The following is a 26,794-nucleotide window of genomic DNA, read 5'->3' on the forward strand; positions in this document are numbered from 1 at the left end:
GACGAAGCAATCCAGACTACCTCCGCGGAAAGATACTGGATTGCTTCGCTGCGCTCGCAATGACGGTGGTTAGCGACTGAGCCACGCCAGCGCACCCCTGCCCGCGGCGGCCCCCGTCGCAAACGAGGCCTGCAACAGATAGCCGCCGGTCGGCGCTTCCCAATCCAGCATCTCGCCGGCAGCGAACACGCCGGGCAGTTTGTGCAGCATGAAGCCGTCGTCGAGCTCGTCGAAGGTGATCCCGCCCGCCGTCGAGATCGCGCGGTCGATCGGCGCGACACCGGTGAGCTGAACCGGAATGGCGTTGATCAGCTGCGCGAGCTCGGCCGGCGAGAACGCGGCCAGCGGACGGCCGGAGGCGATCGCGGTTTCCTGCATCAGGCCGATGCCGACCGGCGACAATTGCGCGGCCTTACGCAGGAAGTTTGCGAGCGATTGCTTGCCGCGCGTCCCTGACAGCCGAGCGGTCAGTGCGGCGGCGTCGAGGTCGGGACGCAAGGCGATCATCAGCGTCGCCTGCCCGAGACCTAGCACCGCCTCGCGCAGCTCCGACGAGAGTGCATAGATCGCGCCGCCTTCGATGCCGCTGCGGGTGATCATGGCCTCGCCGCGCACCGTGTGCGCGCCGATCGTCAGCGCCACGCCCTTGAGCGGCTGGCCTTCGAAACGGTCGCGGAACACATCGGACCAGGCGACCGTGAAACCGGAATTGGCCGGCCGCAGCTTCGAGACGGCAATGCCTTTGGCGGCGAGGATGTCGACCCAGCCGCCGTCCGACCCCAGGCGTGGCCAGCTTGCGCCCCCGAGCGCGAGCACGGTGACGCGAGCGGTGACGGCCGACGTGCCATCTGGTGTTTGAAACAGCAGCCGCCCTTCGCCGTCCCAGCCGGTCCAGCGGTGGCGAAAGGCGAACCGGACGCCGGCGGCATCGAGCCGTCGCAGCCAGGCGCGCAACAGCGGCGACGCCTTGAACGCCTTCGGAAACACCCGCCCGCTGGTGCCGACAAAGGTCGGCTCGCCCAAGGCCTCGCTCCAGGCCCGCAATGCGTCGGGTGAAAATGCCTCGATCGCCGCTTGCAGCTTCGGCGCCGCCTCGCGGTAGCGCGCCATGAACTGCGGCAGCGGCTCGCTGTGGGTGAGGTTGAGCCCGCCGCGCCCAGCCATCAGGAGTTTGCGGCCCGCGGACGGCATGCCGTCATACACCGTGACGCGGGCACCGCCTTGCGCCAGTACCTCCGCCGCCATCAGCCCGGCGGGACCGGCACCGATGACGGCGACGTCGGTCAGAGCTTGATCCCCGCCCGCGCTGCGGCCTGCGCCACGTATTTTTGCGTCTGCTCGAACGCGCCCTGCAGCGCCCTGGCCTTCGACATGTCGCTGATCTCGGCGAAATGCGCGGCGATCGCATCCGGCGTCCATTCGGACTCCGGCAGGTTGATGCCTTCGCTCTCCACAATCTTGATCACGGCGAAGGAGCCGGCACCGGCGCCCATGATGGTGCGGGTCGGCGCGTCCTCGCTCAGCATGTATTCGACCGCGGGCGTGATCGCGTTCGGCTTCATCAGCTGCAACGCCTGCGGCGGCAGCAGCTCTTCGGTCATGCGCGTCGCCGCGGTCGGCGAGATGATGTTGACGCGGATGTTGGTCTTGCGGCCTTCCTCGGCCAGCACGTTCATCAGGCCGACCATGCCGGATTTCGCCGCGCCGTAATTGGCCTGGCCGAAATTGCCGTAGAGGCCGGAGGACGAGGTCGTCAGCACGATGCGACCGTAATTGCGGTCGCGCATGCCGGCCCAGGCGGCCTTGCAGCAATAGAAGGTGCCGACGAGATGCACGTCCAGCACCTTCTGGAAATCGGCGGCCTCCATCTTGCCGAACGACTTGTCGCGGAGGATGCCGGCATTGGCGCACAAGAGGTCGACGCTGCCCCACTCCTTGGTGGCGCGCTCCACCATGGCGGTGACCTGCTCGAAATTGGACACGTCCGCGCCGTCGGCCATCGCGGTGCCGCCGGCCTTGCGGATCTCCTCGACCACGGCCTCCGCCGGCGACAGCGAGCCGCCGGTGCCGTCACGCGCGCCGCCGAAATCGTTGACCACGACCTTGGCGCCGCGGCTCGCCAGCCCCAGCGCATGCGCCTTGCCGAGACCATTGCCCGCGCCGGTGACGATGGCGACGCGTCCGTCGAACCTGATTGCCATGAGTGCGTTTCCTAGATGTTAGACTGTCAGGGCGCCGAGCCTTGACCCGGCCATCCATCAAAATCGACAGGCTTTTGAGCAGCGATGGGTTGCCGGGTCAAGCCCGGCAACGACGCCTCAGGTCAGGCGAAATAGATCAGGCCAAGCCAGTCGGCGACCAGCGCGGGCTTGTCCTCGCCCTCGATCTCGACCGTCACGTTGGTACGGGACTGCAACTCATTGGGCTTGCGGAGCTTGGCTTCCGCCAGCACGAAGCGGCCGCGGACGCGCTTGCCGGAGCGCACCGGCGAGATGAAGCGCAGCTTGTCGAAGCCGTAATTCACGCCCATCGTGGTGCCGGCGATCACGGGCATCACCTCGTACGACATGATCGACAGCAGCGACATCGTCAGAAAACCGTGCGCGATGGTGGTGCCGAACGCGGTTTCCTTCTTCGCCCGTTCAGGATCGACGTGGATGAACTGGTGATCCTCGATCACGTCGGCATAGGTGTCGATGCGGGGCTGGTCGATCAGGTGCCACGAGGACACGCCGATCTCCTTGCCGACCATGGCCTGATAGGCCTCGAGCGCAATCGGCGGCTTCTTCCAGATTTCGTTCACTTAGGTCTCACTCCGTGTTTTCGGCAGCTCCGGAAAATCCTCCTCACGGAATTCCCGGCCGCGCAGCGGATCGCCGCGATCGTCGTCGCGTTCGAGCCGTCGTAGCTGCACGCGGCGGATTTTGCCAGAGATCGTCTTCGGCAGCTCGGTGACGATTTCGAGGCGGCGGATGCGCTTGAACGGCGCCAGACGCGTGTGCAGGTGCTTGAAGATGGACAGCGCGGTCTCCGGCGAGCGTTCCGCGCCCGAAGTCAGCAGCACGAACGCTTTGGGAATCGCGAGCCGGATCGGATCGGGGCTCGGCACCACCGCGGCTTCGGCAACGAGTTCGTGCTCGAGCAGCACGCTCTCCAGCTCGAACGGGCTGATGCGATAGTCCGAGGATTTGAACACGTCGTCGGAACGGCCGACGAAGGTGAGATAGCCGTCCGTGTCTTCGAACACGACGTCGCCGCTACGATAGAGCGCACCTTCGGCGCCCGACAATTTGCCGTCGTCGCCCTGATAGCCCTGCATCAGGCCGGCGGGACGGTCATCGTCCAGCACCAGGGTCACCTCGCCTTCCCTCGCGGGGTTGCCGTCGGCATCGCTGATCTGCACGCGATAGCCCGGCAGCGGCCGGCCCATCGAGCCGACCTTGATGGGCTGCCCCGGCGAGTTGCCGGCGAGCGCGGTCGTCTCGGTCTGGCCGTAGCCATCGCGGATGGTGAGGCCCCACGCGGCCTGCACCTGGTCGATCACCTCAGGATTGAGCGGCTCGCCGGCGCCGCAGACCTCGCGCAAGGTCACCTTGAACGAGGCCAGGTTTTCTTGGATGAACAGCCGCCACACCGTCGGCGGCGCGCATAGCGTGGTGACGCCGCAGCGGCCGATGGTGGCGAGCAGCGCCTTGGCATCGAAGCGCGGCTGGTTGACCACGAACACGGTGGCGCCGGCATTCCACGGCGCAAAGAAACAGCTCCAGGCATGCTTGGCCCAGCCGGGTGAAGAGATGTTGAGATGGACGTCGCCGGGCTTCAGGCCGATCCAGTACATCGTCGAGAGATGGCCGACGGGGTAGCTGCGCTGGCTGTGCCGGACGAGTTTTGGTTTGGCTGTCGTGCCCGAGGTGAAATAGAGCAGCATCGGATCGTCGGCATGGGTCGGACCGTCGGGTGTGAATTCTTCCGACGCCTTTGTCGCCTCGTCGTAAGCGAGCCAGCCGTCAGAGGCCGCGCCAACCACAATACGCACGACATTCTCGGCGCCCAGGCTTGCGAATTTGGCGACCTGATCCTGTGCTGCGACGACCGCCCTCGCCTTGCCGCGATCGAGCCGGTCACGCAGCTCGTCGGCGGTGAGCAACGTGGTTGCGGGAATCACGACGACGCCGAGCTTCATCGCGGCGAGCATCGTCTCCCACAGCGGAACCACATTGCCGAGCAGCAGCAGAAGATGATCGCCGCGCCTCAAGCCCTGCGCGCGGAGGAAGTTCGCGACCTGGTTGGAGCGGCGCGACAGCGCCGCAAAGGACAGTTTTGTCTGTTTGTCCTGCGCAGCATCGACGATCCAGAGCGCGGGACGGTCCTTTGCTTCGGCATCCTTCGCGAGCTCATCGAACCAGTCGAGCGCCCAGTTGAAGGGGGCCGGATCGGGCCAGCGGAAGCCTTTGACCGCTGTCTCGTAGTCCGTGCGGTGAGCCAGAAGAAACGCGCGCGCTTCCTGAAATGTGGTCATGGTCCCGGGCCCGTCGATTGACGTTCGAGCGTAGCCCGGATGGAGCGAAGCGCAATCCGGGGCCGGTCGCGCCATTGAAAGAGCTGTCCCGGATTTCGCTTCGCTTCATCCGGGCTACAAGCGAAGGCTATTTTCCGGCCAGTTCTCTAACGTGCTTGATAATTCCGGAAAAATCCACCCCGCCCTGCCCGGCCGCGTCGAAAGACTGATAGATCTCCTGCGCATGCTTTCCGAGCGGCGTAGCGGCGCCCGCGGCCTTGGCGGCGTCCTGCGCCAGGGTCAGATCCTTCACCATCAGCGCCGAGGCAAAGCCCGGCTTGTAGTCGTTGTTGGCCGGCGAGGTCGGCACTGGACCTGGAACCGGGCAATAGGTCGTCAGCGACCAGCACTGCCCCGACGAGGTCGAGGCGACGTCGAACAACGCCTGGTGCGAGAGGCCGAGCTTCTCGCCGAGCGCAAAGGCTTCGCTCACCGCGATCATGGAAATGCCGAGGATCATGTTGTTGCAGATCTTGGCCGCCTGCCCCGCGCCGGCGCCGCCACAATGTACGATCTTCTTGCCCATCTTCTCCAGCACGGGCTTTGCCGCCGCAAACGCGCCCTCCTCGCCGCCGCACATGAAGGTGAGCGTCGCCCCCTTGGCGCCGCCGGTGCCGCCGGAGACCGGCGCATCGACCGAAAGCACACCATTCTTGGCGGCGAGCGCATGAGCCTGCCGTGCGCTTTCGACATCGATGGTGGAGGAGTCAATGATCAACGCGCCCTTGGCCATGGCGGGCAGGACCTCGTTCCAGACGCCGAGCACGTGCTTGCCGGCCGGCAGCATGGTGACGACAACATCGGCGCCCTTCACCGCGCCCGCGGCGCTGTCGGCGATGCCGGCGCCATCGGCCTCGGCCTGGTTGCGCGAGGCTTCGACGAGGTCGAAGGCCACCACCTTATGGCCGGCCTTGACCAGGTTGGCGGCCATCGGGCCGCCCATGTTGCCCAGACCAATGAATGCGATCGTGGCCATTGTCGTTTCCTCCGCTGTCGCGTTGTTAGTTGAACTTCAGCTCATCAGTGCCGATCTCGGCGAGATACGGCGCAAGCATGTCCGGCGTCACATCCTCGATCCGCGGCGGCGACCAGGTCGGATTGCGGTCCTTGTCGATCACGGCGGCGCGGACGCCTTCGCGGAAATCGTCGCTGCGGAAGACTTCCAGCGCGGCGCGATATTCGCGCACCAAGCATTCTTCCAGGCTCGACGATTTGCGTGCGAGGCGCAGCAGCTTCAGCGTCACCACCATGCCGCGCGGCGATTTCTCGTTGAGCGTCTTCAGCGTGGCCTGCGCGAAGTCGGAACCGTCACGCTTGAGCGCCGCGACGATGTCCTCCATCCGGTCGAAGCCGAACAGCGCGTCGATGATCGGCTCCTTCGCCGCCACCGGTCCCGCGGTCTCGCCGGTCGCAAAGCCGCTGATGAGCTTGCCGACCTCGGCTGCTGTCGCACCGGAACGGACCCTCGTCAGCGCCGCGCGCAGCTCGGGCAGTTTCGTTGCGGGCACCACCCAGTCCGCGAATTTCGCATGGATCGCGTCCGGCCCATTCATGATCTGGCCGGTGAGGCCAAAATAGGTGCCGATCTCGCCCGGCGAGTGCGACAACAAATAGGTGCCGCCAACATCGGGGAAAAAGCCGAGCCCGACCTCGGGCATCGCAAGCTTGGTGCGATCGGTGACGACGCGATGGCTGGCATGCGCGGACAAGCCGACGCCGCCGCCCATCACGATGCCGTCCATGAAGGCGATATAGGGTTTTGGGAATTTCTTGATCCGGGCATTGAGGATGTATTCCTCGCGCCACAGGATCTTGCCGAGGTCGCCATTGACCTTCGAGCTCTCCCAGAGAGTACGGATGTCGCCGCCGGCACACAGGCCGCGTTCGCCGGCGCCTTCCAGCACGATCACGGCGACGGCCGGATCGGCCTCGAAGCGGTCGAGCGCCTTCTCGATGTCGCGAAACATCTCCAGCGTGACGGCGTTGATCGCCTTGGGACGGTTGAGCCGGATGATGCCGGCAGCGCCCTCGACGCGGGCGACCAGATCGCCCTCTTCCACGCCACTCATCGCGCGCCCTCGATCAGTTTGCGCGCCACGATGAGCCGCATGATTTCATTGGTGCCTTCAAGGATCTGGTGCACGCGCAGATCGCGCACGATCTTCTCGATGCCGTACTCGCTGAGGTAACCGTAGCCGCCGTGAAGCTGCAGCGCATGGTTGGCGACCTCGAAGCCGACATCGGTGCCGAAGCGCTTTGCCATCGCGCACAGCATGGTGGCGTCGGGGTCCTTGCGGTCGAGCGCCGCCGCGGCTCGCCACAGGAAGGTGCGCGCGGCCTCCAGCTCGATCGCCATGTCGGCGAGCTTGAATTGCAAGGCCTGGAATTCGTCGAGGCGCTTTCCAAACGCCTTGCGCTCCTTCATGTAGGCGCGTGCCTTGTCGAGCGCAGTTTGGGCACCACCGAGAGAACACGCCGTGATGTTGAGGCGACCGCCGTCGAGACCCGCCATCGCGATCTTGAAGCCGACGCCCTCTTCGCTGAGCCGGTTGGCGACGGGCACGCGGGCGTTCTCGAACATCACCGCGCGGGTCGGCTGGGCGTTCCAGCCCATCTTGCGCTCGTTGGCGCCGAAGGAGACGCCCGGCGTCTTGCCGTCGATGACAAGCGTCGAGATACCGCCGGGGCCGTCGCCGCCGGTCCTGACCATTGCGACCAGAATGTCGGTGCCACCCGCGCCCGAGATGAACTGCTTCTGGCCGTTGAGGACGTAATGGTCGCCGTCACGCACCGCGCGGGTGCGCAGCGCGGCCGCGTCCGAGCCGGCGCCCGGCTCGGTCAGGCAGTAGCTCGCGATCAGCTCCATGGTGCAGAGCTTCGGCAGCCATTGATGGCGCTGCGTGTCGCTGCCGAAGGCATCGATCATCCAGCTCGCCATGTTGTGGATGGAGATGAAGGCCGAGGTGGTCGGGCAGCCCGTCGCCAGCGCCTCGAAGATCAGCGCCGCGTCGAACCGCGTCATGGCGGAGCCGCCGACATCCTCGCGGATGTAGATGCCGCCCATCCCGAGGGTCGCCGCCTCGCGCATGACGTCGACGGGGAAATGCTTCTCCTCGTCCCAGCGCAGCGCGTGCGGCGCGATCTTCTCCGCCGCAAACGCCAACGCCATGTCGCGAACCGCGACCTGATCCTCGTTCAGAGCGAATTGCATGCCGGGCTGCTCACTGTTCTCGTCATTGCGAGGAGCGAAGCGACGAAGCAATCCAGAGTCTTTCCGCAGTGACAGTCTGGATTGCTTCGCTGCGCTCGCAATGACGGGCTGGGCTACAGCCTTACTTCATCAGCGGGATCGAGAACTCCGCACCTTCCTTGACGCCGGACGGCCAGCGCGAGGTCACCGTCTTGGTCTTGGTATAGAAGCGAACCGAGTCCGGACCGTGCTGGTTGAGATCGCCGAAGCCGGACTTCTTCCAGCCGCCGAAGGTGTAATAGGCGATCGGCACCGGGATCGGCACGTTGATGCCGACCATGCCGACATTGACCTTGGCCGCGAAGTCGCGCGCGGCGTCGCCGTCGCGGGTGAAGATGGCAACGCCGTTGCCGTAGTCATGGTCCGACGGCAGCGCCAGCGCTTCCTTATAATCGTGCGCGCGCACGACCGAGAGCACCGGGCCGAAGATCTCTTCCTTGTAGATCCGCATTTCCTTGGTGACGTTGTCGAACAGCGAACCGCCGAGATAGAAGCCGTTCTCGTAGCCCTGCATCTTGAAGCCGCGGCCGTCGACGGCGAGCGTTGCGCCTTCCTTGATGCCGATGTCGATGTAGCCTTTGACCTTCTCGACCGCCTCGCGCGTGACCAGCGGACCGTAATCGGCCGACGGATCGATCGAGGTGCCGATCTTGAGGCTCTCGACGCGCGGGATCAGCTTTTCCATCAGACGGTCGGCGGTGGACTTGCCGACGGGGACCGCGACCGAGACGGCCATGCAGCGCTCGCCGGCCGAGCCGTAGCCGGCGCCGATCAGCGCATCCACGGCCTGGTCCATGTCCGCATCGGGCATGATGATGGCGTGGTTCTTGGCGCCACCAAAACACTGGCAGCGCTTGCCGGTCTGGGCTGCGCGCTCGTAGATGTACTGCGCGATCGGCGTGGAGCCGACGAAGCCGACGGCCTTGATATCGGGATCGTCGAGGATGGCGTCGACCGCTTCCTTGTCGCCATTGACGACGTTGAGGATGCCGGCCGGCAGGCCCGCTTCCATCATGAGTTCTGCCAGCAGCATCGGCACGCCGGGGTCGCGCTCGGACGGCTTCAGGATGAAGGCGTTGCCGCAGGCGATCGCGGGGGCGAACTTCCACATCGGGATCATGGCCGGGAAATTGAACGGCGTGATGCCGGCGACGACGCCGAGCGCCTGGCGCATCGAATAGATGTCGATGCCGGGGCCGGCGCCCTCGGTGTATTCGCCCTTCATCAGATGCGGAATTCCGCAGGCGAATTCCGCGACCTCGAGGCCGCGCTGGATGTCGCCCTTGGCGTCCGGCACGGTCTTGCCATGCTCGCGCGCGAGCAGCTCGGCGAGCTTGTCGTAGTCGCGCTGAACCAGCTCGACGAATTTCATCATCACGCGGGCGCGGCGCTGCGGATTGGTCGCAGCCCATTCCGGCTGTGCGGCGCGGGCATTCTCGACGGCGGCGCGGACCTCGGCCTTGGAGGCCAGCGCCACCTTGGCCTGCACGTCGCCGGTCATCGGCTCGAAAACGTCGGCGGTGCGGCCAGAGGTGCCCTTGACCTCCTTGCCACCGATGAAATGTCCGATTGAACGCATGGAATGGTCTCCTTCAGGCCGAGCGTGGTCGCTTTGACAAATCCTATTGACCTGCATTTTATAGGATTCAAGTCTGAGATAATGCACCATAGATGTGCGAAAATGCTGGATCAAGGTAGCATCGACTGGGACGACTTTCGCTTCGTGCTGGCCATCGTGCGGGGCGGCTCGGTCTCGGCTGCGGCAAAACAGCTCGGCGTCGACCATGCCACCGTGATCCGCCGGGTCGACCGGCTGGAGAAGCACCTTTCGGCCAAGCTGTTCGACCGGCGCAAGACCGGTTACCTCCTCACCGAGGCCGGCCAGCGCGTCGCCGACAGCGCCGAAGCGATGGAATCGACCATCGTCGCCAACCAGGAACAGGTCGGCGGCTCGGTGGCGCGGCTGACCGGGACGGTGCGGATCGGCGCGCCTGATGGCTTCGGCACTGCGTTCCTGGCGCCGCGGCTGGCGCCGTTCGCCGACCGGTATCCCGATCTCGATCTGCAACTTGTGGCTACCGCGCGGTTGTTCAGTCTCTCCAAGCGCGAGGCCGACATTGCGATCAGCCTGACCATGCCGAAGGAAGGCCGCATCGTCGGCCGTAAGCTGCTCGACTACCGCCTCGGGCTTTACGCCGCCCCCGCCTATCTCGACCGCTTCCCTGAGATCACCTCCCGGCAGGATTTGGTGCAGCACCGCTTCGTCGGCTACATCGAGGAGCTGTTGTTCACGCCGGAGCTCGACTATCTGCCGCAGGTGTCGCCGCGCATCTCCGCGCGCTTCCGCAGCGCCAATCTGATCGCGCAGCTCAACGCCACGCTGTCAGGCTTCGGCATCGCCGTGCTGCCGCATTTCATGGCGAGCGATTACCCGCAGCTCGTCGCGGTGCTGCCGGAGGAGATTTCGATCACGCGAACGTTCTGGATGCTGATGCACGCCGACAGCAAGGACCTGGCGCGGATCAGGGCGGTGGCGGATTACATCTCCGAGATCGTGGAGCGCGAGCGGGCGCTGTTTGCGGGAAGGTGAGCACCGCTCTCGTAGGGTGGTTAGCCGAAGGCGTAACCCACCTCTTCTGTCTCCACGGACAAACACAGTGGTGGGTTACGCCAAACGAATGCGCTTCGCGCAATCGCATGGCTAACCCACCCTACGGCATCTCGCCTAGTTCTGCTTCTTCCTGGCCGGTGCAGCCTTCACCGGCTCACGCTTCGCGCCGCCCAGCGCGCTGTCCCGCCCCGCCTTCAGCACCTCGTCCGACAATTCGCTGGAGCCGGCAATGCGAGCAAGCAGCATGGTGCCGGCCATCGTCGCCAGCGTCGCGATCGCCTGCTTGCGCGCCGCCTTGCGCGGCTGGTTCGGGACGTAGTCGGTCATCATCTCGATCATCTCGTCGAGCTTGCCGGCAAACGCTTTTCGCGTCTTCGGACTCTCGCGGGCGATCTCGGCGCCGAGCGAAGGGATCGAACAGCCGTGGCCGGGATTGTCGCGGTGCAGCGCCGAGAGATAGGCCTCGGCGATCAGCGCCAGCCGCTTCTCCGGCGAGGCCTCGCCGGTGATCTTGCGCCAGTGCTCCATCGAGCGGTCCATCGCATAGGCGAAGGCCTCGATCACCAGCGCCTCGCGGGAATCGAAATGCGCGTAGAAACCGCCATGGGTCAGGCCCGCCTCCTTCATGAGGTCGGCGACGCCGATGCCGTGCGCGCCCTTTTCACGCAGCCGAACCGAGGCCTTCTTCACGATGCGGTCGTGGGTTTCCTGCTTGTGTTCCCGGGAATAGCGCATGGACGTCTCATTGCATGTCGGAGATCATCTCATAACACAGGAATGGACCGGACGGTGAATTAATTCGTGTTCAGACATTGCCGATCATGGAAAAGGTTGCAGTTGCATGGACCGCGAGCGCCCCCTTGCCGTCGCGGACGAAACCTTCGGTGTAGCTGGTCTGGCGCCCCAGCTTGATGATCTTGCCTTCGGCCGAGATCAGCCCGGAACGTACCGACAGCGGGCGCAGAAACGTCATTTTCAGGTCGAGGGTCACGGACGACTGCCCAGCTTCCAGCCGGGTCGAGATCGCGCATCCCATGGCGGTGTCGATCAGCGCCGCGGCGGTAGCGCCGTGCAGCAGGCCGATGGTATTTTCGAGATCCTCGCGCGGCTCCAGTTCCATCACGATCCGGCCGGGCTCGACCACGGCCATGGTGAAGCCGATCAGTTTTGCGAACGGCGGTGGCGGCAGGCGGCCATCGCGAATGCCGAGCATGGCGTCCATGCCTGACAGGCCCATGGCCACCTTGGCAACCGGCGCAGGCACCTGCCAGTTCACCACGCGCTCGCGCCGCTGCGCCGGCGAAAACAGGTCGAGTTGATCGATATCGGTCATGGCGGCCTCTTTGTATTATACACGTCATACTATGCCACGGACTTCGTGCTGGCAACTCCACCGGCCCTGCCCGCTTGACAAGCAGCACGTTTCGGCTCGGAAGTGACGCCGACCGGCGCGCATCGCGCCTATCCACGAAACCTTCGAGATCCACGATGGAAATGCTCAACAACCACTGCGGCATCACGCGCGATGCGCGCGGCGTCGTCCATGTCGCGATCTGCAACGCCGGCCCGCTGAATATCCTGGGGTCGCCCGTGACCGAGGCGGTGCGCGAAGGCTTGCAGAAGCTCGCCACCGACCGCAGCATCCGCGCCGTGGTGCTGCGCGGCCAGAGCGAGAAGAGCATGATCGGCGGCGCCGACATCAAGGAGATGGCCAAGCTCGACCAGAAGTCGGCTGAGGCTTTCATCAGCCGCCTGCGCGATCTCTGCGAGGCCGTGCGCCAGTTCCCGGCCCCGGTGATTGCGCGCATGCCCGGCTGGTGTCTCGGCGGCGGGCTCGAGGTCGCAGCCGCCTGCGATTTCCGCATCGCCGCGCACGACGCCCATTTCGGCATGCCGGAGGTCCGCGTCGGCATCCCCTCGGTGATCCACGCAGCGCTGTTGCCGCGCCTGATCGGCTGGGCTCGCGCACGCTGGCTGGTGATGACGGCGGAGAACATCGACGCCGCCACCGCGCTGGCCTGGGGACTGATCGACAAGGTCGCATCCCCGAACGGGCTTGATGCGGAGATCGAGCACCTGGTGAAGGCCTTGCTCGAATGCGGCCCCGAGGCGCTGCGATCGCAGAAGGCGCTGCTGCGGCAGTGGGAGGAATTGCCGCTGACCGAGTCGGTGAACCTCAGCGTGAAGGTGTTCGGCGAGTCGTTTTTGACGGACGAGCCGACGCGGTTGATGGGCGCGTTTGTGAACCGGAAGCGGTAGGCCTGCCCTCGGTGTCGTCCCGGCGAAGGCCGGGACCCATAACCCCAGGGAGGGGTTGCTACGCGAGCTGGCAACTAAGGGTCTTGGCCAAACTTTGCCCTGTGGCTATGGGTCCCGGCCTTCGCCGGGACGACGTCGGAGGGGGCCTTCCGACTCGCATCAACAAATCTCATGCGAACCGCAAGATTTTCTCATCCCAGCCGCGGTTGCATTTTTTGCGCCGCATCATATGATGATCATAATCTTACCCGTCATCGCCAGGGAGCCCCATTATGGCCGAAGCCGCCGATCCCGTCGTCATCGTCTCCGCCGCCCGCACGCCGCTCGGCCGATTCATGGGTGAATTGTCGCCACTCCCCGCACACAAGCTCGGCGCGCACGTGATCGGGGCGGCGCTGGAACGCGCGAACCTCGCGCCTGAGAAAGTCGACGAGGTCTTCATGGGCTGCGTGCTGCCGGCCGGCCAGGGCCAGGCGCCGGCGCGCCAGGCGGCACGTAGCGCCGGGCTTCCCGATGCCACCGGCGCCACCACGGTGAACAAGGTCTGCGGTTCCGGCATGAAGGCGACCATGCTGGCGCACGACATCATCCGCGCCGGCTCGGCCGAGATCGTCGTCTCCGGGGGCATGGAGAGCATGAGCAACGCGCCCTATCTGCTCGCCAAGGCCCGCGGCGGCTATCGCGTCGGCCACGATCGCATCATCGACCACATGATGATGGATGGCCTTGAGGACGCCTACGAGACCGGCCGCTCCATGGGCGATTTCGGCGAAGCGACGGCGGAAGCCTATCAGTTCACCCGCAAGGACCAGGACGCCTACGCGATGGAGACGCTCAGCCGCGCCCGCAAGGCGGTCGAGGGCGGCGCATTCAAGGCGGAGATCGCGCCGATCACGCTGACCGAGAAGGCAGGTCCCCGCATCATCGCCAACGACGAGCATCCGCTGAAGGTAGACCCCGCAAAGATCCCCGGGCTGAAGCCGGCGTTCCGCGCCAACGGCACCATCACGCCGGCGGCCTCCTCCGCCAATGCTGATGGCGCTGCCGCGCTGGTGCTGACGAAGCGCTCGCTCGCCGACCGCAATGGCCTGCCTGTTCTCGCCGAGATCAAGGGCCATGCCACCCACAGCCAGGAGCCGCAATGGTTCACCACGGCGCCGATCCCGGCGATCCGCAAGCTGCTGGGCAAGGTCGGCTGGGCTGCCTCCGACGTCGACCTGTTCGAGATCAACGAGGCCTTCGCCGTGGTGGCGATGGCGGCGCAGCGCGATCTCGGCATCGCCAGAGAGAAGCTGAACGTCAACGGCGGCGCCTGCGCGCTCGGCCATCCCATCGGTGCGACCGGCGCGCGGCTGATCGTGACGCTGCTGCACGCATTGGAGGCGCAGAACCTCAAGCGCGGCGTCGCGGCGCTCTGCATCGGCGGCGGCGAGGCCACCGCGATCGCGGTGGAGCGCCTGACGCATTAGCGCCAATGTCCGAAATTGAGGGAAGTCTGGCATTTCAGACTTCCCTCAGCTGTGTCAGATTGCAACGATGGCGCGGGTCCTTGAGGCTCGCCAACAACATTGAGGCCCAATGATCTCGAATTGGCTCGCGGCAGCGCTTTCCCGCCGCAATATCCACTACGGCTGGGTGATGGTCGGCGTGACCTTCCTTGCCGCGCTGATCAGCGCCGGCACGGTCGGAGCGCCCGGCGTGTTCATCGTTCCCCTGCAGAAGGAGTTCGGCTGGAGCACGGCGCAGATCTCCTCCGCGCTGTCGATCCGCTTCATCCTGTTCGGGCTGATGGCGCCGTTCGCCGCCGCCCTGCTCAACCGCTACGGCCTGCGCAACGTCACGCTGACGGCGCAGCTCATCGTGGTCTCGGCGCTGGTGCTCTCGCTCGGCATGACCGAGATCTGGCAGCTCATCGCCCTGTGGGGCGTCGTGATCGGCATCGGCACCGGCATGACCGCGCTGGTGCTGGGCGCGACCATCGCGACGCGCTGGTTCGCAGCACGACGCGGCCTCGTGGTCGGCATCATGACGGCGAGCGTCGCCACCGGCCAGCTCGTATTCCTGCCGCTGCTCGCAAGCCTCACCGAACGCTTCGGCTGGCGCCTTGCGCTCGGCTTCGTCTGCATCATGCTCGGCGTCTCCGCGCTGGCGGTGCTGCTCGCGATGCGCGACCGGCCGAGCGACCTCGGCCTGCGCCCGTTCGGCGACGAGGGCACCGAGCCCCTGCCCGCACCGCCCGTGAGCCACGGCTCGATCACGGCGGTGGCGCTCGGCACGCTGCGCGACGCCTCGAAGTCGACCGCATTCTGGATCCTGTTTGCGACCTTCTTCGTCTGCGGCGCCTCCACCAACGGCCTCGTGCAGGTGCACCTGATCCCGATGTGCCTCGATTTCGGCATTCCGCAGGTGCAGGCGGCAAGCCTGCTTGCCGCGATGGGCATCTTCGATTTCTTCGGCACCATCATGTCGGGCTGGCTGTCGGACCGCTACGACAACCGCTATCTGCTGTTCTGGTACTACGGCCTGCGCGGGCTCTCGCTGATCTTCCTGCCGTTCAGCGATTTCTCGTTCTATGGGCTCTCGATCTTCGCGATGTTCTACGGGCTCGACTGGATCGCGACGGTGCCGCCCACAGTCCGCCTCACCGCGCAGAAATTCGGGCCAGAGCGCGCCAATCTGGTGTTCGGCTGGATCTTCGCCGGCCATCAGCTCGGCGCCGGCACCGCGGCGTTCGGCGCCGGTTTCTCACGGACGGTCTACCAGAGCTATCTGCCTGCGTTCTTCATCGCCGGCGCGCTCTGTGTGTTCGCCGCGCTGATCGTGCTGGCGCTGTCGCGGCAGCCGAAGCTCCAGCCCGCGGTGGCCTGAAGCTAATACCTGATCGTGGTGGTGACGCCGAACACTGCGGCGTCACCGATCCGCGAGACGCCGGTCGGATCGTTCGGGTTCGGGACGCCGCCCGAGGGCCGGAACACGTATTGGAAGTACGGCGCGATCAGCCAGCCCGGCTTGATGTGCGCCTCGTAGATCATCTCGAGCAGCGTCTCGTTGCTGCGCACCGGCCCCTGCACGCCGGTGTAGACATTCGCATCGACGTCGAGATGACGCGCGGTGTTCGAGATCCGCATATAGGCCATCGCCACGCCGAAGCGATCCAGCGGACGTCCGGGCGTGAAGCCGACGAAGCCGATGCCGCCGTCCAGATAAAGGTCGATCAGATTGCGGTCCGGCGGGCTGTAGGCGATGCGGCCGAACGCCGTGATGCCCGGGAGCGAGGCCGAGGTGCTGTTCTCCTTCACCCCCGGCGGGCGGTAGAGCACCTGCTCGATCACCGCGAAGATGCCGTAGTTGCCACGAAGCCTTGCCGGGATGCCGCTTCCCGAGGAATCGGCGATCGACTGCCCCTCCGCGGTAAAACGCTGGCTGTCGAACGAGCCATAATGCTTCCAGGCGCCCGGGGTGAAATTGCCGGCGAGCGGACGTCCCCCGACATCGATGTCGTAGTTGAAGCGGACCTGCCCGATCACCCAGGGCGGATCGTTGACGCGAAAGGCGAGGCCGTGATGGTCGCGAATCTGCGGGTCCTGATCGCCCGGGCCCGAGGGATCACCGTTGAACACTGCGCCATAGGCGGTGATCTGGTCTGACAGCGCCGCCTTGATGCGGATGCCGGGCACCGCGATCGGCGGCGCCGGGCCCCCGGCCGGAAGATTGCTCGCCTTGATCGCGGGCCAGCCGAAGGTGCCGTTGATGAAGAGGTCGTCGGTCTGGCTGTCGATTCGACGTCGGCGGCCTGCTGACCGGCCCTGATGTTCAGGCGATCGCCAAAGAAGCTCTGCTCAAAATAGGCGTTGTAGAGCCGCTGGTCGGGCAGCGCCTCGATCTCGCTGATGGTGGCGAGGTTTTGCACGTAGTTGCGGGAGAGCCCCTGGCCGTAGATCACGAAGCCATTGGCGTAGAAGCGGCCGCCGGTCCAGCCGACCAGCTTGTCGAGATCGGCATCGACCGACAGATCGAGCCGGCCGAAATGGATGGCGCCGCGCTTCACGCCGCCGGAAATGTTGGCGATGCTGTCCGCAATATAGGTCGCGCCGAAGTTGAGGCCCTTGTTGGCGAGCCCGTCATGCCACTCGTTGAACCATTTTGGAAACAGCCATTCCGCCGCGCTCTCGTCCTTGGCACCGGCAAATGCGCTCGTGCTTGCCGCCATGCCGGTCAGCGCGACCGCGGCCGCCAGGGATTTTCGGGTACTCCAACTCACGATCGACGCGCGCTATTTGAAAATGCCCGTGCGCCGCATGAAGAGATAGGCCGCGCCGACCGAGGAGGCCATCAGCACCGCCGCCCAGAGGAACCCGGTCTCGACGTCGGTGAGCGGCAAGCCCTTGGTGTTCATGCCGAAGATGCCGGTGATCAGCGTCGGCGGCAGCAAGAGCGAGGTCACGATCGAGAGCGTATGGAGGTGGCGGTTGCTCTCCTCCTCGTTCTTGAAGCGCAGCTCCTCCTCGAGCAGGCGGCTGCGCTCGCGCAGCTCGACGATGTCGTGATCGAGGCCATCGAGCCGCTGCGCGAGCTTGCCGGCGTGGATGCGAAGCGCAGGCGAGAGGTGGTCGGTGTTCTTCTGGTCGAGGCGGTGGAACAGCACGCGCAGGCCGGTGAGCTGGCGATGCAGCCGGACGCAGGTGCGGCGAAGGCGGCCGAGGTTGCGGCGCATCTCGGACTTGGCCTCATCCGCCAAAATGCGTTCCTCGATATCGTCGATCTCCTGGCCGAGCTTGTCGACCATCCGGTCGAGCGTGTCGGCGACCTCGTCGACGATCTTTTCGAGGAGATGAGCGACATTGTCGACGCGGTAGCCGCCTTCCAGCACCCGCCGCGTCGCGTCGGCCGAGCACAGCGCCTGATGACGGCCGCTGACCAGGAGCCGCTCGGTCATCGCGAAGCGCAGAAACGCGGTCTCCTCCGTCGGGCTGTCGATCTCGCGCACGAGATCGGAGAACACGCCGTAGACGCAATGGTCGATGACGTGGAGCTGCTGGAACGTGTCGTGCGAGAGCAGCAGATCACGCGCGAGCGGCGGCAGGCTGGACGCCGCAATCCATGGACGCACGCGCGCGTCCGTCAGGTTGAAGTGCAGCCAGAGGCGGCCGTCATGGCTGAACTCGATCGGCCGGTCGATCGGCAGCGCCTCGGCGCTGCCGTCGCTGTGCAGGCGGAACGCCCAGACCAGGCCGGGAATGGCGGGGGCAGTGTCCGATATCGCGCTGACAAGCTTCGCCGGCTCAGCCATGGATAGCCCCAACCGTCAACAAATGCCCCGTCGCCGGACGATGGCTGACGGCATCGCCCGGCTCCACGCGGGTACTCAATTACGCCAGTGTTACAGTTTGATGATGGCGCCCTACTCCGCGGCCAGCCCCGTCGCAGCCACAGCTTCGGCTTCCTTGACATAATCGTGCACGACACGGCCGAACGGCAGCGTCAGGTCGGCGATGTAGTGGTGCGCACCGAGGCAGCGGCGGACCGGGAAGTCCGCAACCGGCGCGTTGACGTGCGGCACCAGGTGCAGCCGGCCGGGTCCCATCCAGGAGCCCTTCGGCACGATGTCGACAAGGTTGATCGCGACGAGCTGGCAGACTTCCAGACGGCCGTCGACGCCCGGGATCATCTTCAGATTGATTTGCGTCTTCGACAGCGTGGCGCGGGTGAGATCGCCGTTGCCGGCCATGCTCTCGTGCTTGTAGCCCATCGTGCCCATGGCGACGAGCTGGCCGGCATATTCCAGCGTGCCCGTCAGCGTGTCCTTGACGATCTCGAGCTTGGGATGGGCATACTTCTTGGGAAAGCCCCAGATCTCGCGGCCGGCCGCGATCGGCGGATCGTCGTCGAGATACATCTGCGAGACGAAGTTGACCTCCTCGCCATCGAGGCGCGCGGGGATGACGAGGCCGGATTCGGTGTAGCTGCCGAAGCCGGAAGAGTCCGGCATCTTGATCCATTCGTAATGCACGATCGGCTGGTCGATCGGCTCCAGCGGCTCAGGCAGGCCGGCGCGGATCAGGTCGGGATCGGTCTCGTAGGTGATGACGAGGAATTCGCGGTTGACGAAGCGGTAGGGCCCGGCCGGATAGCTCGGCCCGGCGGCCGGCATGGACGGAAGTCTCAGCACATCTTCCCTGCGCATCGCTGGTCTCCTGATGTCTGTGATGCCTGCCCGGCAGCGCCAGGCGGTGATGCAGATTGCTAGCCGCACTCGTTGACTGCGATGTGAAGGATTTCCGTCAGGCCCACGACCGCCGGCATTCCCGCTCCGGTTGACGTGCATGCGGGCGATGCATCGGCGCCGAAATTGTCATCACGCCGTCACCGCAGGACGCAATCGTCGTAGACACTCAGGAGGCATCACCATGGACGCCCGCACATCGGAGCCGACCCACTCAACGCATCAGCCTCCCTCACGCGGCTGGCGCCCCGAGCGCTGCGACCGCGTCGCGCTGGTGCTGCAGGGCGGTGGTGCCCTCGGCGCCTACCAGGCCGGCGTTTACCAGGCGCTGCACGAGGCCGGCATCGAGCCCGACTGGGTCTGCGGCGTCTCGATCGGCGCCATCAACTCCGCCATCATCGCCGGCAACCGGCCGGAGCAACGGCTGGAGGCACTGCGCATCTTCTGGGAGCGCATCACCAACCGCAAGATCTGGCACTACACGCCCGACGGCGACGTCTTCCGCCAGTGGCGCAACCTCACCAGCGCGTGGATGACCTCCGCCCTCGGCCAGCCCGGCTTCTTCACGCCCAATCAGGTCAACCCCTGGTTCAGCCCGGTCGGCGCCAAGACCGCCACCAGCTATTACGACACGATGCCGCTGAAGGAGAGCCTGCGCGAGCTCGTCGACTTCGATCTCATCAACGAGAAGAAGGTCCGCTTCGCCGTCGGCGCGGTCAACGTGCTCTCGGGCAACTTCATCTATTTCGACAACGCCCATGACGAGATCGGTCCGGAGCACATCATGGCATCGGGCGCCCTGCCCCCGGCGCTACCGATGGTGCGGATCGGTACCGATCATTTCTGGGACGGCGGCATCGTCTCCAACACGCCGCTGCAGCACCTGCTCGACCAGGAGGACGCGCTCAACTCGCTGGTGTTCCAGGTCGACCTGTTCAGCGCCCGCGGCGTGCTGCCGCGCTCGATCCAGGACGTGATGGCCCGCCACAAGGACATCATGTATTCCTCGCGCACGCGCCACAACACCGACGTCTATCGCCGCACGCACAACCTCAAGGTCCTGCTCTACAAGGCGCTGGCGAAGCTGCCGGACGAGCAGCTCTCCGAGGAGGAGCGCCAGCTGAAAGCGAGCCTGCGCAACATGCCGGAGATCGCGATCCTGCATCTGATCTACCAGCAGAAGGCCTATGAGGGCGACGCCAAGGATCACGAATTCTCGGGCACCTCGATGCGCGAGCACTGGACGAGCGGCTACGAGGACACCAAGCGCACCCTGAAGCGCCGCGACTGGATCAAGATGCCGGACGAAGGCATGGGGCTGGTCGTGCACGACGTGCACCGGGAGACGGAGAGCGCGTAGCGCTCGCCTCGCGTCGGGCTCTCAAACAAAAAGTGCGAAAACAACCCCATGCACAGTAGCCGGGGCTTGGCGGATCAATGACTTAGCGTGTCCGCCAGGTCATTTGACCCGTCGGGCAAAACACTGGCATGATGGCACCATGGCGAACGTGCCCTCGCCTCACCCCCCGAGCCATGGATAGGCCTCGATCAAGCGACGCTGCGTCGCCACGATGTCCGAAACGTACTGCGCGGTCAGCGCGAATTCGTCCACGCCCTGGACGATCATTTCCAGACCCATTTCGTCCGCGCTGAATGAGCCAATCGCCTGGCCGTCGATTGCGATGCGGCGCGCGACGAGGTCGATCGACATTTGCGGCGGCCGGGAGCGGCTCAACGCGCTCACGATGCGGGCATGGGTCGCTGCGTCGAGCCTCGCCGGCAACAGATGGTTCTTGTAGGCGTTCTGCTCGAAGATCTCGGCAAAGCTCTTCGCAATGACCGCGCGGAAGCCATAGTCCAGCAGAGCCCATACCGCGACCTCGCGCGAGGAGCCGCAGCCGAAATTCTCGCCGGCGAGCAGGATCGGCGCTCCCTGGAACTGCACGTCGTTCAGCACGAAATCCGGCTTGGGCTGCCCCGCAGGGTCGAAGCGGAATTCGTGGAAGAGGACCTCGCGCAACCGGTCCCGGCCGCCGCCGTTGATCCGCTTGTGTGGTGCAGCCGGGACAAGGGCGTCGGTGTCGACATTGTCCCACAGCAGCGGAACGGCAATGCCTTCAATGCTGGTGAGCTTGCCGGTCATGCCAAGGTCCCTGCCAAGGTCCTGACATCCGTGATCGCACCGTTCACCGCCGCGGCAGCAACCATCGGCGGGCTCATCAAATGGGTGATCGATCCCGGGCCTTGCCGGTTCTCGAAGTTTCGGTTCGAGGTGGAGGCACACCGCTTGCCGCGGCCGACGACATCCGGCCCGAGCGCCGCGCAGAGCGAGCATCCGGACTCGTGCCACTCGAAGCCTGCCCTGCGGAAGATCCGGTCGAGCCCCTCGGCCTCGGCCTGCCGTTTCACGCCGGATGACCCCGGGACCACCAGCGCGCGCACGGCCCTCGCGACCTTGCGTCCGTCAACGACGCGCGCCGCGGCACGAAGATCTGAAAGCCGGGCGTTGGTGCAGGAGCCGATGAAGGCGACGTCGATCGGCGTCCCCAGGATGGGCTTGCCTGCCTCGAGATTGGCGTAGACCAGCGCCCGCTCCCATCGGGACCGCTGCGACCGGTCCCCCGCCGTCCCGGGATCAGGGACCGCGCCATCGACGGGAATTGCATCTTCCGGGCTGGTGCCCCAGCTCACCATGGGGGCGATCGAACGCGCATCGATGGCGTACTCCTTGTCGAAATGCGCATCATCATCGCTCGCAAGATCGCGCCAGGCGGAAACCGCAGCATCGAACCCGGCCCCCTTTGGCGCTCTCGGACGTCCTTCGAGATACGAGAACACCGCATCATCAGGCGCGACCAGCCCGATCCGGGCGCCGAATTCGATGGAGAGATTGCAGAGCGTCATCCGCTCCTCGACGGAGAGCGCGCGAATGGCGCTGCCGGCATATTCGACGGCACAGCCGGTGCCGCCATCCGTGGAGAAACGCGCGATGATCGCCAGCGCAATGTCCTTCCCGCTGACCCAGGGATCGAGAACGCCGTTCACGGTCACGCGCAGCGATTTCGGCCGTGGCAGCCAGAGCGCCTGATAGGCGAGCGCGTGCGCGATCTCCGTGCTGCCGATGCCGAAGGCGATCGCGCCCAGCGCGCCGTTGGTGCAGGTGTGGCTGTCGCCGCAGACCGCCGTCATGCCCGGGAGGACGGCGCCCTGCTCGGCGGCTACGACGTGGACGATGCCCTGCGCGGGATCGCCGAGCCCGATCAGGGGAATGCCGCGTTCGGTCACTTCCCGGCGGAACGCGCGCACCGTCGGCGCCATGACCGGATAGGTCTCCTCGTTCCTGCCCGGCGCGGTCGCGACGGTGTGATCGATCACGGCCAGGCTGCGCGCAACGTCGGCGACCTCGAGGTTGCGCTCGCGCAGCGTCTCGAAGGCGGGCAGCGAGGTCATGTCGTGGAGAAAGACCCGGTCCAGCGCGAGCAAGTCCCGCGTTCCGTACGTCCTTGCGGTGTGGGATTGCCAGATCTTCTCGAACAGCGTCCGCGGCATGCCCCTACTCGCCTGTGATGCCAAGCGCACGGACAAGCTCGCCCCGCGCCTTGTAGTCGATCTCGATCTGGCGCTTGAAGTCGTCCCGGCTGCCGCCCATGGCGACCATGCCCTGCTTGTCGAGCCATGTGCGCATCGTCTCGGTGGCAAGGATCGCGTTGATCTCCTTGTTGAGGGCTGCGGTCACCGGCGCCGGCGTCTGCTTCGGCAGCATCAGCCCGATATAGCTGATGATCTTGAAGCCGGGATATGTCTCGCTGATGGCCGGCACGCCCGGCAACAACGGGTAGCGCTGCTCGGACGTGACGCCGAGCAGCTTGATCTGGCCTGCGGTTGCCAGCGGCTCTACGGCCGTGGGTGCACCGAAGATCAGCGGTATCTGCCCCGCAAGGAGATCGCTCACGGACGCCGCCGTTCCCTTGTAGGGAATGTGGGTCATGGTGAATCCACCCGACTTCTGCAGCATCTCGCCGGCGAGGCGATGCGGCGTCGAGGCGCCGGCGCTGCCAAAGCTCAGCGCCTGCGGCTTCTGCTTGCCGAAAGCGACAAGCTCGGCGACGGAATTGGCCGGCACATCCTTGGCAGCGGCCAGCAACAGCGGCGACCAGGCGACGCTGACGACGGGCTCCATCGCCTTCGAAAGATCGAAATGGTTGCTGGAGGCAAGGTGCGGATCGATGGTGAGCATCGCATCCGTCACCATCAGCACCGTGTATCCGTCCGGCTCCGCCCGCGCTGCCGCCTGCGCAGCGATCATGCCGTTGGCCCCGGTCTTGTTCTCGATCACGACGGAGATCTTGAAGGTGTCGCCGAGCTGCTTGCCGATGATCCGCGCCAGCGCGTCGGCCTGGCCTCCCGCGGAATAGCCGACAAGGATCGTGATCGTTCGTGCGGGATAGGCTTGCGCCCTCGCGGGCTCCGCCATCGCAACCGTGGCAAGCAGCGCAAGCGCGGCCGCCGGAATACGCGCCTTCCAACGAAGCAGCACGCCGGGCATCATGATCCGTTCCCTCCCTGTTGCAGATGGTGGCTCGGCCACTCTTCGTTTTTATGCAGGCACGTGCGTGGACGCGCCCAATATGCCGGCGGTGCGGAGATCGGCGATCTCGCGCGCCGAATATCCGGCCGCACCCAGGATGTCGTCGGTGTGCTCGCCGACGCGGGGCGGCTGGCGTTCGAGGCCCGGCCGGTCGCGCGCGTCGCCAAACTCGACGGGCAGCGCCGGAATTCCGACCAGCGGTCCGCCGCCAAATCCGGCGACGGCCGTTGCCAGCAGTCCGCCGTTCGCGAGCAGATGCGGATCGACCGACAGCTCATCCGGCCGCCCCACCCGCGAATAGGCCACGCGGGCGGCTTCGCATTTGGCGAGAATCTCATCGAGGGGCAGTTGCGTGATCCGCCGCTCCAGTTCGGGAAGCATCCATTCGCGCGCGTCGCATCGGTTGGCGTTGCCGAGCAGTCTCGGATCGTCGCGCCAGTCGTCGAAACCGAACGCATCGCAGAAGCGCTGCCAGTGTCCGTCCGAGGTGCACCCGATGAAGATCTGGCCGCCATCCAATGCCGTGAAGACGTCGTACACGCCCCAGGCATTCTTCCGGGTCGGCATGGGCGGCATAGGACCGCCGATCACGGCACTGCCGACGACGAGCGCGCCGAGCATGAAGGTCGCGCTTTCGAACAGCGAGCTCGAGACCTTCTGTCCGACGCCGGTGACGTCGCGTTCGCGCAGCGCCGACAGTGCTGCCACGACGCCGAAGACGCCGCCGAGGATGTCGATCACGGGCGCGCCCGCGCGCAGCGGCCGGCCGGGCGGTCCCGTCATGTAGGCGAGGCCGGATTGCATCTGCACGACTTCGTCGAGTGCGCCGCGATTCTCGTAAGGGCCTTTCAGGAAGCCCTTCATCGAGAGGTACACGAGCCGCGGATTGATCTTGCGCAGATCGTCCCAGCTGCACCTCAGCCGCTCGATCGTTCCCGGTCCAAAGTTCTCCAGCACGATATCGGCGTCCTTCACCAGCCGGTGCACGACCGCCTGCCCCTCCGGCCGCTTCAGATCGATCGCGATCGAGCGCTTGTTGCGGTTGTAGGTCGCAAAGAATCCGGCTGCGAAGCCCGGCAGCCGTCGGGTCGGGTCGCCGCCGGCAGGCTCGATCTTCACCACGTCGGCGCCGAGATCGGCGAACAGAACGCCCGCGCAGGGACCCATGATCGTGTGGCCGAAATCGAGCACCTTCAGGCCCGCGAGCGGCTTTGCGGAAGTCATGAGCCGGCCCTCCGCCGGAATGCGGCGAGCGTGCCCGATCGCAGCGCGGCGCTTGGCAGCCGGTGCCCGACGATCCGCTCGGCAAGCCGTCCGGCCTCGATCAGCGCCTCGATGTCGAGGCCCGTTGCGATGCCCATTTCCTCGCACAGCAACGCCAGCTCTTCAGTGGCGATATTGCCGGGCGCACCCGGCTGGCCGGCGAACGGGCAGCCGCCGAGCCCCGCCACCGCGGCATCGAACGCGGTGACGCCAAGCCGCAGCCCCTCATAGGCGCAGGCGATGCCCTGGCCGCGGGTATCGTGCAGATGCAGCGCGATCCGCAGATCGTCCCAGCGGTCGCGAACAGCCCCGACGGCCGCGGCGACCCGCCGCGGGGTGGCCCAGCCCATCGAATCCGCGAGCGACACGTCGTGCACCTCGATGCCGGCTTCGCGCGCGATCGTGAGCCCGTCGGACACGGTCTCGACAACCCGCGCCGCCGGCACGTCTCCGCCAAAATTGCAGCCGAACGCGGCCATGACAATGATCTTGGCAATCGGCACGTCCGCCTGGCGGTGCGCGCGCACATAGTTTCGCATCGCCTCGATCTGCCCGGCACGATCGCGGTTGAGATTGCGAAGCGCGAACGGCTCGGAGGCGCTCAGCGAGATGAACCCCGCGAGCGTGAGCTTGTTCTTGAACGCCAGGGCGCGCTGCAAACCGCTGTCGTTGAACCAGAGCGCCGTGTAGTCGACGCCGGCGCGCGGGACGAAGCCCGCAACGACCGCCTCGGCGTCGGCCCAGCCCGGCACGTGTTTGGGATTGACGAAGGACGCAACCTGAATACGCGAGAGACCGGTCGCCGAGAGGGCATGGATCAGGGCGATCTTGTCCGCGGTCGCGATCGGCCCGGGCTCGATCTGAAAGCCTTCGCGCGGTCCCTCCTCGGTGATGACGATCCTGGTCGGCAGGTCCATGCCGCGGCACTCCCGGAGCTGTTCTTGTTGGTTCTGGCCGAAGCTTGCCGGGCACCAAGACATCTGACAAATATAATATGAAGATTGCGGTGATCTGATTATTAGATCGATGGGGAGGCGTGCCATGGCGCTCGGGTTGCGGCAGATCAGGTATTTCATCGCGATCGCCGATGCCGGGGTGCTGTCACGGGCCGCCGAGACCCTCAACATCGCGCAGTCCGCGCTCAGCCATCATGTTGCGGCTCTCGAAGCCGACCTCGGCGTAAAACTGCTGGAACGGCGGCCACGCGGCATCGCCCTGACCGCGGCGGGACGCCGGCTCTACGAACATGGCAGCGCGGTGCTGGCGAGTCTTGGCAAGGCCGAGGAGGATGTGCGGACCTATAACGAGGCGGCCACGGGACCGGTGAGCCTCGGCCTCAGCCACACGGCGATCTCGATGGTCGCGCTCGATCTCATGAAGGCGGTCCGCAAGCACTCGCCGGGCGTGCACCTGTCAATCATCGAAGCGCTGTCACCGGCGCTGATCGAGCGTGTCCTCTCGGGCACGGTCGATCTCGCGCTGGCGTACAATCCGCCGCGGGATGCCCGGCTGGATGTGGAGTGGCTGCACGAGGAAGATCTTTTCCTCGTCGGGCATCCGAGCCTGATCGGCCGATCCTCCGGTCCGGTTCCCTTCTCCGCCATTCCGCAAAAGAGCGTGCTCGGGCTGACACCGCTACCGGCCTCGCGCGCCATCATCCAGACGCAGGTGTTGCGCAACCAGATCGTCCCGAGCCCGACGCTCGAGGTCGATTCCCTGTCGGCGCTGCGCATGGCGCTCGAAGCCGGACTCGGATGCGCAATCCTGTCCCGCGCCACGGTCCTCGCAGACATCGCGGCGGGGAAATATCACGCCCGCCGCATTGTCGATCCGGCGCTGTCGCGTTCCCTGGCCCTGGTTGCTCTCGCAGACCGGCCGCAGACCAAGGCCTTCCTCGAGGTCCGCAAGACCGTGACGGAGGTCGTCCGCGCGGCGGTGAGCGAACGACGCTGGCCTGCGAAGAGGAGCGAACGGCAACGGCGACGCCCCGGCCCCGGCGAGGCCCAGGCGCGATGAGATCAACATGAAGCCTGATCGCGCCC

General features: G+C 65.9%; 22 protein-coding genes and 2 pseudogenes. 6 read left to right on the forward strand and 18 right to left on the reverse strand.

Annotated features, from left to right (window positions below; translation table 11 throughout):
* Positions 1-69: 69 nt before the first annotated feature.
* The 8 genes and pseudogenes from IQ16_RS12985 to IQ16_RS13020 form a co-directional block, all read right to left on the reverse strand.
* A complete protein-coding gene (locus tag IQ16_RS12985) occupies positions 70-1,287 on the reverse strand; it encodes a BaiN/RdsA family NAD(P)/FAD-dependent oxidoreductase (RefSeq protein WP_080648133.1) in 1,218 nt (405 codons plus the stop codon).
* Positions 1,284-2,201, reverse strand: coding sequence for an SDR family NAD(P)-dependent oxidoreductase (locus IQ16_RS12990; RefSeq protein ID WP_018645759.1), 918 nt, complete (start codon positions 2,199-2,201; stop codon positions 1,284-1,286). Before IQ16_RS12990 ends, IQ16_RS12985 begins: the two co-directional genes overlap by 4 nt.
* A 122-nt stretch (positions 2,202-2,323) precedes the next feature.
* Entirely contained in the window at positions 2,324-2,803 is a 480-nt protein-coding gene (locus IQ16_RS12995) for a MaoC family dehydratase (protein ID WP_018645758.1), read from the reverse strand.
* The gene (locus tag IQ16_RS13000) at positions 2,804-4,519 is read right to left on the reverse strand and encodes an AMP-binding protein (RefSeq protein ID WP_018645757.1); all 1,716 of its coding nucleotides are present in this window, start codon (positions 4,517-4,519) and stop codon (positions 2,804-2,806) included.
* A gap of 127 nt (positions 4,520-4,646) precedes the next feature.
* Positions 4,647-5,546: pseudogene (gene mmsB, locus IQ16_RS13005) on the reverse strand (3-hydroxyisobutyrate dehydrogenase); the annotation flags it as partial.
* A gap of 13 nt (positions 5,547-5,559) precedes the next feature.
* On the reverse strand, positions 5,560-6,627 hold the full coding sequence (locus IQ16_RS13010; protein WP_018645755.1) for an enoyl-CoA hydratase/isomerase family protein: 1,068 nt from the start codon (positions 6,625-6,627) through the stop codon (positions 5,560-5,562).
* Positions 6,624-7,769, reverse strand: a complete 1,146-nt coding sequence (locus IQ16_RS13015; protein ID WP_018645754.1) for an isobutyryl-CoA dehydrogenase — start codon at positions 7,767-7,769, stop codon at positions 6,624-6,626. Before IQ16_RS13015 ends, IQ16_RS13010 begins: the two co-directional genes overlap by 4 nt.
* A gap of 121 nt (positions 7,770-7,890) precedes the next feature.
* Complete coding sequence (locus tag IQ16_RS13020) at positions 7,891-9,387, reverse strand: CoA-acylating methylmalonate-semialdehyde dehydrogenase (RefSeq protein WP_018645753.1); 1,497 nt, start codon at positions 9,385-9,387, stop codon at positions 7,891-7,893.
* A gap of 102 nt (positions 9,388-9,489) precedes the next feature.
* Here IQ16_RS13020 and IQ16_RS13025 point away from each other — a divergent pair, with 102 nt between their 5' ends.
* Positions 9,490-10,398: a LysR family transcriptional regulator gene (locus IQ16_RS13025; RefSeq protein ID WP_018645752.1), complete on the forward strand. Its 909-nt coding sequence runs from the start codon at positions 9,490-9,492 to the stop codon at positions 10,396-10,398.
* Between the two features lie 135 nt (positions 10,399-10,533).
* On the opposite strand, the gene IQ16_RS13030 is transcribed toward IQ16_RS13025, so the two are convergent.
* Together IQ16_RS13030 and IQ16_RS13035 are read right to left on the reverse strand one after the other, a co-directional pair.
* The gene (locus tag IQ16_RS13030; protein WP_018645751.1) at positions 10,534-11,154 is read right to left on the reverse strand and encodes a TetR/AcrR family transcriptional regulator; all 621 of its coding nucleotides are present in this window, start codon (positions 11,152-11,154) and stop codon (positions 10,534-10,536) included.
* 70 nt (positions 11,155-11,224) lie between these two features.
* Positions 11,225-11,752 carry a PaaI family thioesterase gene (locus tag IQ16_RS13035; protein ID WP_018645750.1) on the reverse strand — a complete coding sequence of 176 codons (528 nt, stop codon included), beginning with the start codon at positions 11,750-11,752 and terminating at the stop codon, positions 11,225-11,227.
* 155 nt (positions 11,753-11,907) lie between these two features.
* On the opposite strand from IQ16_RS13035, the gene IQ16_RS13040 reads away from it, so the two are divergent.
* From IQ16_RS13040 to IQ16_RS13050, 3 genes are all read left to right on the forward strand, one after another.
* On the forward strand, positions 11,908-12,678 hold the full coding sequence (locus IQ16_RS13040; protein ID WP_018645749.1) for an enoyl-CoA hydratase: 771 nt from the start codon (positions 11,908-11,910) through the stop codon (positions 12,676-12,678).
* A 272-nt stretch (positions 12,679-12,950) separates the two neighbouring features.
* Complete coding sequence (locus IQ16_RS13045) at positions 12,951-14,147, forward strand: acetyl-CoA C-acyltransferase (RefSeq protein WP_018645748.1); 1,197 nt, start codon at positions 12,951-12,953, stop codon at positions 14,145-14,147.
* 109 nt (positions 14,148-14,256) lie between these two features.
* Positions 14,257-15,546 (forward strand): MFS transporter, encoded by a 1,290-nt coding sequence (locus IQ16_RS13050; protein WP_018645747.1) that lies wholly within the window; start codon positions 14,257-14,259, stop codon positions 15,544-15,546.
* 2 nt (positions 15,547-15,548) lie between these two features.
* On the opposite strand, the pseudogene IQ16_RS13055 reads toward IQ16_RS13050, so the two are convergent.
* The 3 genes and pseudogenes from IQ16_RS13055 to IQ16_RS13065 all read right to left on the reverse strand — a co-directional run bounded on the left by IQ16_RS13055 (position 15,549) and on the right by IQ16_RS13065 (position 18,862).
* A pseudogene (locus IQ16_RS13055) lies at positions 15,549-16,888 on the reverse strand (carbohydrate porin).
* A 63-nt stretch (positions 16,889-16,951) separates the two neighbouring features.
* Entirely contained in the window at positions 16,952-17,968 is a 1,017-nt protein-coding gene (locus IQ16_RS13060; RefSeq protein WP_145831498.1) for a transporter, read from the reverse strand.
* A gap of 111 nt (positions 17,969-18,079) precedes the next feature.
* The gene (locus tag IQ16_RS13065) at positions 18,080-18,862 is read right to left on the reverse strand and encodes an acetoacetate decarboxylase (RefSeq protein ID WP_026312426.1); all 783 of its coding nucleotides are present in this window, start codon (positions 18,860-18,862) and stop codon (positions 18,080-18,082) included.
* Positions 18,863-19,085: 223 nt separating this feature from the next.
* Between IQ16_RS13065 and IQ16_RS13070 the strand changes: the two genes are divergently transcribed.
* Positions 19,086-20,261, forward strand: a complete 1,176-nt coding sequence (locus IQ16_RS13070) for a patatin-like phospholipase family protein (RefSeq protein WP_018645744.1) — start codon at positions 19,086-19,088, stop codon at positions 20,259-20,261.
* A 159-nt stretch (positions 20,262-20,420) separates the two neighbouring features.
* On the opposite strand, the gene leuD is transcribed toward IQ16_RS13070, so the two are convergent.
* Genes leuD through IQ16_RS13095 form a run of 5 tightly spaced genes read right to left on the reverse strand, consistent with a single transcriptional unit; the run spans position 20,421 to position 25,669 of the window.
* Complete coding sequence (leuD, locus tag IQ16_RS13075) at positions 20,421-21,044, reverse strand: 3-isopropylmalate dehydratase small subunit (RefSeq protein WP_018645743.1); 624 nt, start codon at positions 21,042-21,044, stop codon at positions 20,421-20,423.
* A complete protein-coding gene (leuC, locus tag IQ16_RS13080; protein ID WP_018645742.1) occupies positions 21,041-22,450 on the reverse strand; it encodes a 3-isopropylmalate dehydratase large subunit in 1,410 nt (469 codons plus the stop codon). Before leuC ends, leuD begins: the two co-directional genes overlap by 4 nt.
* A gap of 4 nt (positions 22,451-22,454) precedes the next feature.
* Positions 22,455-23,450, reverse strand: a complete 996-nt coding sequence (locus tag IQ16_RS13085; protein WP_145831499.1) for a Bug family tripartite tricarboxylate transporter substrate binding protein — start codon at positions 23,448-23,450, stop codon at positions 22,455-22,457.
* Positions 23,451-23,498: 48 nt separating this feature from the next.
* Positions 23,499-24,713, reverse strand: coding sequence for a CaiB/BaiF CoA transferase family protein (locus IQ16_RS13090; protein WP_018645740.1), 1,215 nt, complete (start codon positions 24,711-24,713; stop codon positions 23,499-23,501).
* Entirely contained in the window at positions 24,710-25,669 is a 960-nt protein-coding gene (locus tag IQ16_RS13095) for a hydroxymethylglutaryl-CoA lyase (protein ID WP_018645739.1), read from the reverse strand. Before IQ16_RS13095 ends, IQ16_RS13090 begins: the two co-directional genes overlap by 4 nt.
* A gap of 124 nt (positions 25,670-25,793) precedes the next feature.
* On the opposite strand from IQ16_RS13095, the gene IQ16_RS13100 reads away from it, so the two are divergent.
* Positions 25,794-26,768, forward strand: coding sequence for a LysR family transcriptional regulator (locus tag IQ16_RS13100; RefSeq protein WP_018645738.1), 975 nt, complete (start codon positions 25,794-25,796; stop codon positions 26,766-26,768).
* Positions 26,769-26,794 lie beyond the last annotated feature (26 nt).

Origin of the sequence: Bradyrhizobium huanghuaihaiense, from assembly GCF_007830635.1 — a bacterium.
Classification (GTDB): domain Bacteria; phylum Pseudomonadota; class Alphaproteobacteria; order Rhizobiales; family Xanthobacteraceae; genus Bradyrhizobium; species Bradyrhizobium huanghuaihaiense.